This window comes from Nostoc sp. ChiVER01, from assembly GCF_034531155.1.
Taxonomy (GTDB): Bacteria; Cyanobacteriota; Cyanobacteriia; order Cyanobacteriales; family Nostocaceae; genus Nostoc.
The window spans coordinates 17,844-32,380 of sequence record NZ_JAVRBS010000023.1 but is presented as its reverse complement, the minus strand read 5'-3'; the positions used below and the strand labels follow the sequence as shown (position 1 = coordinate 32,380).

Genomic DNA, 14,537 nt, shown 5'->3' with positions numbered 1-14,537 from the left:
AGCACTATTGTTTGCGAGATATTAAAAATAGTACTTCACAACCCGTATTGCTTAGTGATAGTAGACCGCTAATTCAAATTAAACAACCACAAAATTCTTTTCGGTTAGTGACAATCCACTAGTAAAGACAGCAAATTGTACCTGAGTAAACCCAGCCGCATTGCCATCAAGGTCAAAGAACAGTCCACCTGTAGCGCTGTTGTAGATAAATCGCTCTTCGCTAGTGGTGGCAGATGTTCCGATGGTAAACTCACTTGTCTTAAGTGAACCTATTGATAACCCGCCATCAAAATAAGAAGCTGATACTTGAATCAGTTCATTAGTGGCGTTAAAACCATAAATAGTATCAATTCCTTGATTGTAATTATCGAACGCAAAGGTATCAGTACCAGCTCCTCCAATTAGAGTATCATTGCCAGCACCCCCAGAGAGGGTATCATTGCCACTACCACCCCCAGAGAGGGTATCGTTGCCATTGCTCCCTACAATTAAATCATCGTATTTTGTACCATTAATATCTAATTGTTCGATATTTTTATAATTAACCCGATAAATGCCAGCTGTAATTGCTCCAATGTTAGTAGTGGCATTGAATGTCGTTGTGATCCCGCCTGTAGCATAGTAAGCGTAATCGACTCTCAACAAATCCTCACCCTTACCTCCATCTACAGTTTGAGTCACTAAATCAGAGAGGGTACTATATGAAGATATGGCCGTTACGTAAAAGGAATCATTGCCAACGCCACCTTCTAGGGTGTTATTGCCTCTTAAAAATTTAGCACTCAAGATATCGTTACCAACGCCACCGTTAAAGGTGTTATTACCTGTTGAAGAGTCAGCACTCAAGCTATCGTTACCAGCGCCACCGTTAAAGGTGTTATTACCTGTTGAAGAGTCAGCACTCAAGCTATCGTTACCAGCGCCACCTTCTAGGGTGTTATTGCCTCTTGAGCGAGAGTCGATGTCGTTGCCATAATATTTGTATTTGCTAGAGATATCAAGATAATCATTGCCATCACCACCATACAGCAGGTTATCGCCTGTTGAACCGCTAGCATTCAAGCTATCGTTACCAGCACCTCCTTCTAGGGTGTTATTGCCTGTTGAGCGAGAGTTGGAGGAGTAGTTAGGAACGTTGTAATAGCTGCCATAAAGGTCAAGATAATCATTGCCATCACCACCATACAGCAAGTTATCGCCTGTTGAACCGCTAGCATTCAAGCTATCGTTACCAGCACCTCCTTTGAGGGTATTATTTCCTGCACGGTCAATGAGAGTATCATTTCCCTCACAGCCAATGAGAATATCGTCACCAGTACCACCTCTAAGTATATCATTACCACTCAATCCGTCGATGATGTCGTCACCCCCCTGACCATTAATGACATCATTGGAATTGTCAAAACCCGTAATTTTATTGTCTAGATCATTCAGGAAGGTAACACTGTTCTTCTTGAAAGGGCTAGTTTGAGTGGAATTAGCATCAAACACATCAAAACTGTCAGTGATGCTGGTTTGTCCATCAAACAAGATATTACCAATAGCTGGTAGTGAAGAAGTTGCTGGCAGATTATCCAGGTTTTCTAAGAGGAAGTTTTGCAGAATGACTTTGCTAATAGGGACATCTTCAAAGGTGATTTCTAAGTTGTTACCATGAGGAGTTAATTGTAAATTTTCAGCAGTAAAGTCACTACCTATAAATTGCAAGGTGTCTAAGGAGGCAATCACATCTGCTGAGGGATTTGAGCCTTTACCCACGCCACCGAAATCAGTGATAATATCAGTGTCGGTGCTTGCATTGTTGTTGCTACCGAAATCATTGATAATATCAGTGCCGTTGCTCCCGTTGTTATCGCCCAAGTTGTAAACAAATTTATCATTTCCCGCGCCACCAGAGAGGAGGTTATCGCCTGTTGAACCGCCAGCACTCAATGTATCGTCACCAGCGCCTCCATTGAGGGTGTTATTGCCTGTTGAACGAGAGTCAAAGTCGTCGAAGTAGCCTGTTGTTATGTAGCGGCCAGAGATATCAAGAAAATCATTGCCATCGCCACCAGAGAGGAGGTTATCGCCTTTTGATCCGCTAGCACCCAATCTATCGTCACCAGCGCCTCCATTGAGGGTGTTATTGCCTGTTGAACGAGAGTCGTCAAAGTCACGATGGGAGGAACTGTAGTCGCCAGAGATGGAGAGAGTATCATTGCCATCACCTCCAGAGAGCAGGTTATCGCCTGTTGAACCGCTAGCATTCAATCTATCGTCACCAGCGCCTCCTTTGAGGGTATTATTGCCTAAAGAACCAGAGTAGATGGAGGAATAATAGCTTAAACCGTCGTTGCTTGATCCCTCATTGCCAGAAATATCAAGAGAATCATTACCATCGCCTCCAGAGAGCAAGTTATTGCCTTTTGAACCGCTAGCACTCAATGTATCGTCACCAGCGCCACCATTGAGAGTGTTATTGCCTGTTGAACGAGAGTCAATGTATTCTTCGCTATTGCTGTCTTGGTAGCCAGAGATGTTAAGAGAATCATTGCCATCAGCTCCAAAGAGCAGGTTATTACCTGATGAACCTCTAGCACTTAAGCTATCGTTACCAACGCCACCATTGAGGGTGTTATCGCCTGTTGAAAATTCAACATTCAAGATATCATTGCCATAGCCACCAATGAGAATATTATTCCCTGCACCACCACTCAAGGTATCGTTGTCTATACTACCCAGTAGGGTATCATTCCCATTGGTTCCAATCATATTTGCCATAATTTTTCCCGGATTTTCGATTTAATGAGGTTAGGTTATGAAGATTAGACCTCTTGCATAAATCAAGAATAAAGAACCCCACCCCGCATTTGAGTAAAGCAAACGCTCCCCTCCCGAAAAGCTCTTAGGCATTGGGGGTGAGGTGTTAGGGACTTTTGCAAGAGGTCTATTGTTGCTGCTCATTTTCTACGTAGTTATCATTGAGAGATATTACCCAACCAACGCTTAGAGGTAGTTGTGGTTCCCAATAATCACCCTAAAGATGGGTTGCGGATTAGATTTCAACCTCAGTGAAATATTTTATGGCATCCCAAATAGACATACATTTATCTAACGGAGTTTTGCAACGCTTGCAAAACGTGAAAGATTTTGTCGGTGAAAATGTTAACTCTCTAAGTAACTCAGCACAACAAGTTGGGAACTCTTTGAAGGCAACAGCAACTACAACAACTGATAAAGCAATTGATACAGTTACGACAAGTTTAGAACAAACTTGGCAAACTGCCGATAAATTTAAGAGTACAACATCAGGCGCAGTTAAAGATGCGATCGCATCTTCTGTAAGTGATTGGCTGATACAACACCCAATATTTTTTAGATTAGTTCAAATACTAGGTTGGGCTACTAATCACCCAATTATTAGTATAGTGATTTTGCTGTTTGCACTTGCTTTAATTTGGAGCATCATCAAAGCAATCATCCGCTTGATTGAAACAGCTAGTTGGTCAATACTCCAAGTTCCGATAAAATTACTTCAGGCTTTAATTAAAGTTAGTTTTCTATCCTTAACTAAAGTTGGCAGTTTTGCAGTTCAACGAATCACAGCTACTGAAACAATTGATAACCTGCCAGTTTTGCCACCTGAGAATTTTCAACCAAATAAACAACAACGATTAGCAGAAATTTCTAGTCGCTTAGAAGCAATTCAAAAGGAACAACATGAGCTTTTGCAAGAAGCCGCAGACTTGATTGCTTCAGATACAATTGATATAGAAATATCAAAAATCAAACAGCTAAAAAGCGTTGAATCACATCTTGGCTGAGTTCGGCTGTGGAACCGGAGGCGACAATACCACCTTTTTGCATAGCGTAATAATAATCAGCCTGACGAACAAAGTGTAAATGTTGTTCTACCAATAAAACAGAAATGCCTGTAGTTTCGACGATGCGACGGACTGCGGCTTCAATTTCTAGGATGATGGAGGGTTGAATACCTTCGGTGGGTTCATCCAAGACGAGTAATTGAGGTTCTCCCATTAAAGCACGAGCGATCGCTAATTGTTGCTGCTGTCCACCACTCAAATCACCACCCATCCGCGAAAGCATGGTTTTTAACACCGGGAATAAGCTAAAAACTTCTTCTGGAATTTCTGCTTTTTTTACTGGTTTACGTCTTGCTTCCAACCCCAGCAGCAGATTTTCTTTAACTGTCAAACGGGGGATAATTTCTCGTCCTTGGGGGACATAACCAATTCCTAACTTTGCCCTTTGGTCTGGAGATTTTGAGTTGATTAATTCTCCAGCTAAGTTAATAGTACCACTGCGGGGTTTAAGTAAACCCATAATTGTTTTTAGTAATGTGGATTTTCCTACACCATTGCGTCCAATCAGGCATACCATTTGCCCCGATGGTACACTTAAATCTACATTGCGAAGAATATGGCTTTCGCCGTAATAAACATCAAGGTTAGAGATTTTTAGCATTATAAAATTCAGTTTGTATTAAAAAAATCTCAATGAGTAAAGAGGGTAGGGACTGCCGCGAGACGTTCAAACCGAAACTTATAAAGCAGAATCAAAAATTTGTTGTGCTGTAAAGTTGAGTTGGGGAAATAAAGGCGATACAATAAAATTATTTCCCCTAAACACAGTAATTTGATAATCTCCATCAACTAATTCGCAAATTGTAATAGTTTTTTGTTTAGGATTACCAGTAAATCTTTTGCCACCGATCGCAGCATAATCTACAATGCAATACTCAGGAATCCCCATCTCTTCGTAATCTCTGAACTTGTCATAGTAGTCGTCTCGCCAGTTAGTACTAACCCTTACGGGTTCGTCAGTTGCTTCAACGCGGGGAACCCGCGCAACGCACTGACTCACAACTTCAACAGCTAGTGGGATAGATGCAGCTTGAATAACAGTCGATTGCTTTCTCCACAGAGGTTCATTCACGAGATTGTCATGATTTAATAGCAAAATGTCAGGAGAATAGGTTGAGTTGTTGCTCTGAATTTTGACAAAGGCAGTTTTGGGGATGCGAAACGGAAGTCCCATTTGCAAGAACTGGAAGGTTATTTGTGCCGCCAAAAATCCAACAACATTTTCGTGTTCACCAGTTGGGGGTGGCATTTCTACAATGACTCCTTTATGTAGTTCATATCGCGCCCCGTTTGAGGGATACCACTCGATAAATTGTTCAAAGGTTACTAACTTGGGTAGGGTTTGAGTCATAGTTACCACCTCCACATATATTTGACTTTACCATCGCTGCCCCTGGATTGTGCCACAAGATAAGAGATATACCAGTAAGCTTTATTAGAATACTGAAGCCACTACTCCCAAGTCTGTAGCGGCTACTCCCAAGTCTGTAGTGACTATTCCCAAGTCTGTAGTGACTATTCCCAAGTCTGTAGCGATTACTCCCAAGTCTGTAGCGATTACTCCCAAGTCTGTAGCGACTACTCTCAAGTCTGTAGCGACTACTCCCAAGTCTGTAGCGACTACTCTCAAGTCTGTAGTGGCTACTCTCAAGTCTGTAGCGACTACTCCCAAGTTTGTAGCGACTACTCCCAAGTCTGTAGCGACTACTCTCGTATTTTCTACCTTTTGCCTCTTGCCTTCGTCTAATTATATACCGAAATATTACTGATATCAGCTAAAAATTTTACGATCATAAATTGCGATTTATGCTGAACCGGAATCGGGTTTAATTGAGGCAAGCTAGCTCTAGAAGTATCTTAAAAGAGAAAATTGTCTCGTCAAAAACGTACATCCCGTGTTTTAGAAAAAGCTGAATTAAGAGCATCTGGAATGAAATCAATTGTTCCAAGCATTAAATTTGAACAAGATTATACTTTAGAAAAACTGATTGATTCAATTGAACAGCTACGTAACAAACTTGATGTTCATAATAGGGCTCTGGCTATAGTTGACTCTTCTTTAACAGAAGTTGAAGAGATGGAAAAAAACTTGAGACAGCTTTCTGAGAAAATGTTAATGGTGGTTGCTATCAAGTATGGCAAAGACAGCGCTGAATATGAAATGGCGGGTGGAGTTCGCGATAGCGATCGCATCCGCAAAATGAGAGCGAGCCGTTTAAAAAATCTTGCAGAACAAGCAACTGTAGCCAAATAACAGTCACCACTGATATTTTTTACAACTGAAATAGGGCAGTGGCTCCCCAACTTACGATTCTCTTTAACTGAACCGTATTCGATTAGAATGGCAATAACATTTAGTGGTAGTCTGTGTAGGGTAAAAAGGCAAAGCAAATGACCCAAACGACGAAAACCCAAAAACTGCTGACCTTTGAGGAATATCTTACCTATAACGATGGTACAGACACGCGCTATGAGTTGGTGGATGGAGAACTAGTCGAGATGCCACCAGAAAGTCAGGAAAATAGCAATCTGGCAAGATTTCTATTCGTTGAACTCCTAAAACATTTCGCATTTTATTTAGTTGCTCATAAGGATACAGAAATTGAGGTGGCGGGGCGACGTGCGAGATGTCGTTTACCTGACTTAATGGTTCACACAGAAGAATCTTATGCTGCGCTTATCGGTGCTACTCGTGCTACCCTCACCCGTGATATGCCACCGCCTGCGCTAGTGATTGAAATTGTTTCACCGGGGACAGCAAACAGTGTTCGTGATTATCGCTACAAGCGGACGGAGTATGCTGCTAGGGAAATATTAGAGTATTGGATTGTTGACCCACAGATGCAACAAATTACAATTTGCCAGTGGGTAGAGGGACAGTATGAGGATAGGATATTTACAGGTGCGGCTTGCATAGAATCAGTGGTAATTGTTGATTGGATGCTAACAGTAGAACAGGTATTTAACAGCGCAAACCGACCAGAATTACTAGGGAAATAGAAAATGCAATCGCGCAGCTTAACGTACCCCTACCGGGAAGCAAGCTAGCAAGAGGTCTCATTGGCGCAGCCTCTCGTAGAGAAGAGAAGTTAGTTTATAGCTGTCCTGTTGGCTCAGAAGAGGTAGTAAAAAATCCAGATATAAACACTTTAGCTCCAGCATTGGAGATGCAACAGCTTAAATATAAGCTTATTTTTGAAGAATTAGCAGAGTATAGGCAACAACTTGGTCTGACTCCAGCAGGTAGTGAGGACGATCGCGCTACAATCGCAAAGTTAGAGATAGGTAGTAGCGTATTTTTTGGTATCAGTGCTGGCAGCAATCCCAATTGCAGAAAGATTACACTTAAAGTAAATCCAATTAGTCGCACACACGCTGAAGCTGATGCTTTCCAACAAGCCTTTGATGCAGGATTAAGAGGAGACCGAGCGCGTTTAATAGTCGATCGGGATCTTTGCAGAGCATGTGGTCAGAACGGAGGTGTGAAAGGAATGGCTAGACAGCTTGGTTTAGAAGAAATAGAAGTTATTAGCCCTAGCGGTCGTCAGACAATTACATTGAAGTGAGGTTAATTATGTTCATAACAAAATTTTCAGTTGAAGATTGGATTGGAAATCAGAACAAGGGTTGTGTAGAGCAAGCGCATAGTTGGAAAGAAATAGAATCAGCTATTAGAGAGTTAGACGGGCATCACAAAACACTTGTAACCTTAGAAACAGATAGCGAAACTCACATGGCTGTAGGTGGTGGTTTAGGAAAATATGTAGTCTATTTGACATTTGATAATGAGAGTTTTCACTATCTTGTTGACCCATCTAAATCAGATATAGATGAATTCGTGATAGTTGGGGGGCAAGAAGGTGTTTATCCAGCTTCGTCCTGCGTTGACCTGAATACAACCCTTAAAGCTGCCAAAGCTTTCGTGGAGCTTGGGACAATGGAAGAATCTGTTATTTGGGAAAAAGATGAAGTTGTTGAGCGGGTATAAAAATGCGTATTGCGAATTGTTTCATTCTTCCTGTTTTCCTAAATATACTTCAATTACACGAGAATCATTTTGAACTTCCTCAAAATTCCCTTCGCACAACACCGAACCTTCATGTAACACTGTTACTTTCTTGGCAATTTGACGCACAAATTCCATATCGTGTTCAATTACTAAAATGGAATGACTTTGTGCTAGTGCTAAAAGTAATTCACCAATATTGTAAGTTTCTTCATCTGTTAAACCAGCAACGGGTTCATCAACGAGTAATAAGTCTGGAGACTGTGCTACTAACATCCCAATTTCTAAACGTTGCTTTTCTCCGTGGGAAAGTAAACCTGCTCTGATGTCAGCTTTAGCAGTTAAACCGATAGTTTCTAATAATCCTTTAATACTATTTTTTTCAGCAGAAGGAGAACGGCTAAACAAAGTAGAAAAGACGTTTTTATTGCGGTTGCTAGTAATTTCTAGATTTTCACGGGGCGTTAAATTTAAGTAAATTCGGGGTGTTTGAAACTTGCGCCCAATTCCTAATCGCGCAATTTTATATTCAGGTAAAGAACGCAGGTTTCTTCCTTTGAACATAACTCGCCCAACCGTTGGCTGAACTTTCCCCGTAATCACATCCAGAAACGTTGTCTTTCCAGCGCCGTTGGGGCCAATTACTACTCGTAATTCACCCACATCCATACTAAAGTTAAGCTGATTTAGCGCCTTAAAACCGTCAAAACTAACAGTTACGTTTTCAGTTTCCAATATTTTCGCGTTCATGTTGCACTTCGGGGTCTTCTTCCAAGGTGGGATATGTAGCAATTTGTTGACGGCGGTGGAAAAAAGAAATATTCTGACTACGCAACCATCCCACTATGCCGTCAGGAAGCACTGTAACGACTATCAAAAATAGTGCGCCTTGAAAAAATAGCCAGATTTCTGCAAATTGTTCGCTTAAAAAAGTGCGGGCATAATTTACTAACAAAGTTCCCACAATCGCGCCAATCAAAGTAGCGCGTCCGCCTACAGCTACCCAAATCACCATTTCAATGGAAAAAGCAATATCCATTGCTCTGGGTGAAACAGAACCACTTTGAATGGTGTAAAATGCTCCTGCGATGCCTGCGATCGCACCTGAAACTGCAAACACCAATACCTTAAAATCTGTAGGGTCATAGCCAGAAAATCTTACCCGACTTTCATCATCACGGATAGCTATCAACAATCTGCCAAAGCGTCCAGTTGTCAACCAGCGACAAATTCCGTAAGTGGCTGCGAGAAACAGCACCGTCAGCGTGTAGAAAACAAATTGCGTTTTCGCATCACTGACCGTTGCCCCAAACAAAGTTGTAAAATCTATCAGTCCATTTGTACCGTTGAAAAACTGTTGTTGACCGTTAAAGAAGTTAAAAAATACAATAGTTCCGGCTTGAGTCAAGATAGAAAAATAAACTCCCTTGAGGCGATTTCGGAAAACCAAATATCCCAACAATCCCGCCAACAACCCTGGAATTATTACCACAAAAGCTACTGTCAAAGGAAAAGAATAAAAAGGTTTCCAAAAAGCGGGAAGTTCCGTAACCCCATAAAGACTCATGAAATCAGGCAATTCACCAGTAGGGACTTGCAGCTTTAGGTACATTGCGATCGCATATCCACCCAAACCAAAGAAAATACCATGTCCCAAACTCAATAAACCAGTATACCCCCAAATCAAATCGATACCCAAAGCCACAATCGCCAGCGACAAAAATCGTCCCAACAAATTTAGACGAAACTCCGTCAGCACCAGTGGCATAATAATAATGAGGAAAAGTGCGATCGTAACCACTACCCCCACCTCAATTAATAATCCTCCTCTCTTCTTTCTCATCTTGGCGTCCTTGGCGTCTTGGCGGTTCGTTTTAAACATCAACAGTACGTCCCTTCTGCGGAAAAATCCCCCCAGGCTTCCACTGTAAAAACACAATAATCAGTGCAAACACCATCACCTTAGCCATACTCGTCGTCGCAAAAAAGCTAAACAAATCAGCCAAAGGCTTAACAGGACTCAACAACAAAGCCAGAGTCCCAGAACCAATTAAAAAATTAGCCGTACCAATACCCAACGCCGCCACAATCGTCCCGGCTAAATTTCCCACACCCCCAACTACAACCACCATAAAAGTATCAATAATATAGTTTTGTCCCGTATTTGGCCCTACAGAACCAAGCAAACTAATTGCACATCCAGCCACACCAGCTAAACCAGAACCTAGTGCAAAAGTAATTGCATCAACCTTTTGAGTTGGGATACCCAAACAAGCACTCATACTGCGGTTTTGCGTCACAGCCCGAATTTTTAAACCCCAGGTAGAACGTTGCAAGAATAGATAAATTCCCGCCACACAGATTATTGTTAAACCAATAATAAATAACCTAGCAAAGGGTAACTGCACACCACCTAAAGACATCCCTCCCTGCAACCAAGTAGGCGCAGTCACATCCACATTTTGAGCGCCAAACCAAGGTTGAGTCACTGCTAACTGATAAGTTTGACTCAATAAATTGCCTGTTGCTATTGTCACCCCCAGCGATAATAAAAATATTACCGCCACAATCCAGTTACGAACTCTTCCCAAATCAGTGCGAGAATTTAAAATCCATAAACCTCCAAAAAATAACAAAGAAAATAAGCCTATAGCAATTATCAATACCCAATTTACACTGCGAACAAACTGCTGAAAAATTAAACTCACTCCCCAAGTTGCCAATAGAGTTTCTAATGGTCTTCCATAGAGATAACGAATCACGCCTTTCTCTAAAATTAATCCCACAGTACCCGTGAAAATAAAAGCGATAATCAAAGCCAAAAATATATAGACTTCAAACCATACTCCGCCTAACTGTTTACATGCATTTTGCACAACAAATGTTGTATAAGCGCCGAACATCATCAATTCACCATGTGCCATATTGATAACGCCCATCAATCCAAATATAATGGCTAGTCCCAATGCAGCAATTAATAATACAGCGCCAATACTAATACCATTAAATACAGCTTCTAAAAATCCTGCTAACACTTATTTCTCCTACATATTTTCATTAGTCATGTATCATCTGTTATTCACTAATGACTAATGACTAATGACTAATGACCAATGACCAATGACTAAGAAATTAAACTTTCTTGTACTTACCACCCTTAGCCGGGTCACTCCAATCACAAGCAAATCCCTTAGTCTCTTTTACAAATTGATTCCAAGGAACTGGCTCAACTGCTGTCGGAGTAGCATAAACAATATCAAACAAACCATCTTGTCTAACTTGACCAATCCGCACAACTTTGGATATGTGATGATTGGCGTCCATTGTCACTTTACCTTCAGGTGCATCTATAGTTTGACCATAGGCCGCAGCACTCACTTTCGCTATGTCTGTAGTACCAGCTTTTTCTACTGCTTGCTTCCACAAATAAATAGCGATGTATGCTGCTTCCATTGGGTCATTTACCACCCGATTTTCACCGTATTCTTTCTTAAAAGCTGCAACAAACTTTTTGTTAGCAGGTGTGTCTACTGTTTGAAAATAGTTCCAAGCTGCATAGTGACCTTTGAGATACTCTACACCAATTGCTTTAACTTCTTCTTCAGCAATACTGACAGACATGGAAGGATATTTTTCTGGTGTCAATCCCGCACCTTTCAATTGTTTGAAGAAAGCAACATTGCTATCACCATTCAGAGTATTGTAAATTACACCTCCATTAGGCAAAGCTTGCTTAATTTTAGTGATAATTGGTGTAACTTCTGTATTGCCAAGAGGTAAATAATCTTCACCAACTGTTTTTCCGCCCAAAGCTTCTAATTGAGCTTTAATAATTGTATTAGCAGTGCGGGGAAAAACGTAATCAGAGCCAACTAAGAAAAATTCTTTTCCTTTATTTTTTAACAGCCAATCAACAGATGGTTCAATTTGTTGATTTGGAGCTGCACCAGTGTAAAAAATATTTTTAGAACACTCTTGACCTTCATATTGTACAGGATACCAGAGCATGTGATTTTTGCTCTCGAATACTGGCTTAACATTCTTGCGGCTAGCAGATGTCCAACAACCAAAAACTACAGCGACTTTATCTTGATCGATTAGCTTAGTTGCCTTTTCTCTAAAAGTATCCCAGTTAGAAGCACCATCTTCGGTGACTGCTTCGATTTGTTTACCTAAGACACCACCAGCAGCGTTAATTTCTTTGATTGCTAATTTTTCAGCATCGACAACGCTTTTTTCACTAATAGCCATTGTGCCACTAAGGGAGTGCAAAATACCTATTTTGATTGTGCCACCAGCAGTAGCAGCAGCTGGAGATGCAGTAGGAGGTGCGGCTGGACTCTCTGTAGCAGTTGGGGAATTATTCGCGCAAGCCTTCAGAAAAAAGCTGCTTCCAAAAGTTAAAGAACCGTAGATTATAAACTTGCGTCGGTTAAATTGTCTTCTCATCTGTTTATGAATTTTCCTGTAGATGAATCAGCTAACTTAATAGAAAGCTGACAATATCAAACTTTAAAGTGTGATAATAGTGCGATAGTTTACTAGTAAAAAGTGACGTCTTATACAAAAATCTTTGTTTTTGTAATAAAAAATAAACTTTTTAAGATTAAGCTTTGTTAACTTTATAAAGATTCTCATATCTATGCAACACGTTATGGAAGAACAAAAGCTTTCTCTTTCACAAACGTCTTTGATTCTAGACAGTTAAAAACTGCTAAGTATCTGGGCATAAGGGACTTCCAAGTAAAAAAATATTCCATAGCAGAGGGACAAGGAAGACAAGGAAGAAAGAAGTCTAGTTGAGTAGACAAATTGGATAATTTATTTTTTGGAGTTCCCTAAATAAATTTCAAGTTTGTAGTAAGGACTTTAGTCCCAATAATCCTTGCTCTGAGCGATAAATCGCTCACTACAAACTAAGAGTTTATTTTATTTATCTTTTTTCAAAATTCTGGTCTGTGCTGAACAAATAGCTAGTTAACACAACAATAGTTTTAATCAACTACTGCTATTACTCAGATATTCCTCGTTCAATCCGTGCGCCAAGCTGAAGAATTCGTCCAAGGTCGTCAGCGTTTCGCCAGGTTTCGACGATTTTGCCGTCGGCAATATAATGAATGAATGTAACAGTGAATATCTGCTGACGGCCGCGACTAGGTATGCCAAAAAAACTCTCTTGGATGCAGGTATTAGTCGCACGCACAACAACTTTGTCACCTTCAGCGATTACGTCTTCAATTGTCCATTTCTGCTGGATAGGGCCAAATGAACCAAAGAGTTTGCGTACTCCTTCAGGGCCAAGGGGAAGTCCTGGTAAACTACCGTGGATTTTCCAATTCGGGGCGGTTATCTCGCAAATTTCTTCGATTTTATGCTCGCTAATAAGTTCCATCCATCGTTGAGCAATGATTTTGTTGTCCTCAATGGAAGACATTGCTGCTGTTCCTCTACTGAAAATTAGGCGAACTCTAGTTATTTATTTAGACAGACAAGCTGCACTATTGTCAATTAACCAAGTTTAAGATTGAATTAAAATCATTGCACCATATATCTCTATTCTTAGAAGAGGGATAGCTTTACAAACGTGCCATTCGTCTCTAAAAATTTGTTTTTCAATAGCCAAATTATAATTATTCTCAACTAATTCCTAAAAATGATGATCATTTGAATTCTGTATAGTTTATTTTCTGGAAGTCCTTTAGCGCATCTTTTGCTCAAGGAACTCTAGAAAGACCTTGACTTTTGTGGGAATATATTTTCGGCTAGGATAAAGTGCGTTAATTGGGACTGGAGCCAGTGACCATTGAGGCAAGACGTTTACTATATCCCCACCCTGTAACTCCTGCTGAAACAGAAATTCCGGCAGCAGCCCAATTCCTACTCCAGCAACGATTGCTTGATAAATGGGGGCAACGTCATTGCTGAGTAGTCGTGGACGAAAGGAGAGCGTTACTGTTTCCTGCTGTTCATTGTGCAATGTCCAGCTCACATTGTTCTGACGATGAGCCATACAAAGCAACGCATGACCGATCAAATCAGCGATCGCTTTTGGTTCGCCAGCGGTTTTGAGATAGGTCGCGCTGGCAAAGAGTTTCATGCGATCTGTGCTAATCCGCCGCACGATCAGGGATGAATCGTGCAATTCCCCAATCCGAATCGCTAGATCGTATCCTTCTTTCACAATATCTTTGTATTCAGTCGTTGCATGGAGAATCACTTGAATATTGGGGTAGGTCAGCAGAAACTCCGGCAAATTGGGTGCGAGAAAAGACTGCACAAACAAGACGGTGGCTGTCACTCGCATAATACCCTGCGGATGCTCCTGGAGGCTTGCGATCGCATCATTACCGTCATGTAACGCATCAAGAATGGGTAAACAGTTTTCGTAATACAGCCGTCCTTCTTCAGTTAGAGAAACCCGTCGCGTGGTGCGATGAAATAATCGGACTTTTAGCCGTTGCTCTAGCTCATTGACCTTCACACTGACGGTAGATTTAGGCAAGTCCAGCGATCGTGCTGCTGCGACAAATCCTCCCAGTTGTGCGACTTTGAGAAATACTAAAACAGCATTCAAATCGTCCATAACCTGCACTCACTGCGATGAGAGTATCTGCACTCTGCTATTGTCCAATATTACAAACAATCAATTCATAAAAACCACCTTT

15 protein-coding genes are annotated in these 14,537 nt (G+C 41.0%); 5 read left to right on the top strand and 10 right to left on the bottom strand.

Annotated features, from left to right (window positions below):
- Window positions 1–78 precede the first annotated feature (78 nt).
- Window positions 79–2,763, bottom strand: a complete 2,685-nt coding sequence (locus RMY00_RS25590; protein ID WP_322650240.1) for a calcium-binding protein — start codon at window positions 2,761–2,763, stop codon at window positions 79–81.
- A gap of 302 nt (window positions 2,764–3,065) precedes the next feature.
- Here RMY00_RS25590 and RMY00_RS25585 point away from each other — a divergent pair, with 302 nt between their 5' ends.
- Window positions 3,066–3,806 (top strand): hypothetical protein, encoded by a 741-nt coding sequence (locus RMY00_RS25585; protein WP_322650239.1) that lies wholly within the window; start codon window positions 3,066–3,068, stop codon window positions 3,804–3,806.
- Here RMY00_RS25585 and urtE read toward each other — a convergent pair.
- The 3 genes from urtE to RMY00_RS25570 form a co-directional block, all read right to left on the bottom strand.
- Complete coding sequence (gene urtE, locus RMY00_RS25580) at window positions 3,769–4,467, bottom strand: urea ABC transporter ATP-binding subunit UrtE (RefSeq protein WP_322650238.1); 699 nt, start codon at window positions 4,465–4,467, stop codon at window positions 3,769–3,771. The genes RMY00_RS25585 and urtE overlap by 38 nt on opposite strands.
- 78 nt (window positions 4,468–4,545) lie before the next feature.
- The gene (locus RMY00_RS25575) at window positions 4,546–5,217 is read right to left on the bottom strand and encodes a Uma2 family endonuclease (RefSeq protein WP_322650237.1); all 672 of its coding nucleotides are present in this window, start codon (window positions 5,215–5,217) and stop codon (window positions 4,546–4,548) included.
- Between the two features lie 84 nt (window positions 5,218–5,301).
- Window positions 5,302–5,559, bottom strand: coding sequence for a hypothetical protein (locus tag RMY00_RS25570; RefSeq protein ID WP_322650236.1), 258 nt, complete (start codon window positions 5,557–5,559; stop codon window positions 5,302–5,304).
- A gap of 177 nt (window positions 5,560–5,736) precedes the next feature.
- Here RMY00_RS25570 and RMY00_RS25565 point away from each other — a divergent pair, with 177 nt between their 5' ends.
- From RMY00_RS25565 to RMY00_RS25550, 4 genes are all read left to right on the top strand, one after another.
- A complete protein-coding gene (locus RMY00_RS25565; protein WP_322650235.1) occupies window positions 5,737–6,120 on the top strand; it encodes a hypothetical protein in 384 nt (127 codons plus the stop codon).
- Window positions 6,121–6,257: 137 nt separating this feature from the next.
- Window positions 6,258–6,866: a Uma2 family endonuclease gene (locus RMY00_RS25560; protein ID WP_322650234.1), complete on the top strand. Its 609-nt coding sequence runs from the start codon at window positions 6,258–6,260 to the stop codon at window positions 6,864–6,866.
- Between the two features lie 167 nt (window positions 6,867–7,033).
- Entirely contained in the window at window positions 7,034–7,432 is a 399-nt protein-coding gene (locus RMY00_RS25555; protein ID WP_322650233.1) for a deaminase, read from the top strand.
- A gap of 8 nt (window positions 7,433–7,440) precedes the next feature.
- Entirely contained in the window at window positions 7,441–7,854 is a 414-nt protein-coding gene (locus RMY00_RS25550; protein ID WP_322650232.1) for an Imm1 family immunity protein, read from the top strand.
- Window positions 7,855–7,875: 21 nt separating this feature from the next.
- Here the strand turns inward: RMY00_RS25550 and urtD are convergent, their stop codons facing one another.
- The 6 genes from urtD to RMY00_RS25520 all read right to left on the bottom strand — a co-directional run bounded on the left by urtD (window position 7,876) and on the right by RMY00_RS25520 (window position 14,455).
- Window positions 7,876–8,622: an urea ABC transporter ATP-binding protein UrtD gene (urtD, locus tag RMY00_RS25545; protein ID WP_322650231.1), complete on the bottom strand. Its 747-nt coding sequence runs from the start codon at window positions 8,620–8,622 to the stop codon at window positions 7,876–7,878.
- The gene (urtC, locus tag RMY00_RS25540; RefSeq protein WP_322650230.1) at window positions 8,597–9,715 is read right to left on the bottom strand and encodes an urea ABC transporter permease subunit UrtC; all 1,119 of its coding nucleotides are present in this window, start codon (window positions 9,713–9,715) and stop codon (window positions 8,597–8,599) included. The genes urtD and urtC overlap by 26 nt, the downstream gene beginning before the upstream one ends.
- A gap of 31 nt (window positions 9,716–9,746) precedes the next feature.
- On the bottom strand, window positions 9,747–10,907 hold the full coding sequence (locus RMY00_RS25535) for an ABC transporter permease subunit (protein WP_322650228.1): 1,161 nt from the start codon (window positions 10,905–10,907) through the stop codon (window positions 9,747–9,749).
- A gap of 97 nt (window positions 10,908–11,004) precedes the next feature.
- The gene (gene urtA / locus RMY00_RS25530) at window positions 11,005–12,321 is read right to left on the bottom strand and encodes an urea ABC transporter substrate-binding protein (RefSeq protein ID WP_322650227.1); all 1,317 of its coding nucleotides are present in this window, start codon (window positions 12,319–12,321) and stop codon (window positions 11,005–11,007) included.
- A 562-nt stretch (window positions 12,322–12,883) separates the two neighbouring features.
- Entirely contained in the window at window positions 12,884–13,306 is a 423-nt protein-coding gene (locus RMY00_RS25525; RefSeq protein WP_322650226.1) for an ester cyclase, read from the bottom strand.
- A 264-nt stretch (window positions 13,307–13,570) separates the two neighbouring features.
- Window positions 13,571–14,455, bottom strand: a complete 885-nt coding sequence (locus RMY00_RS25520) for a LysR family transcriptional regulator (RefSeq protein ID WP_322650225.1) — start codon at window positions 14,453–14,455, stop codon at window positions 13,571–13,573.
- Between the last annotated feature and the right edge of the window lie 82 nt (window positions 14,456–14,537).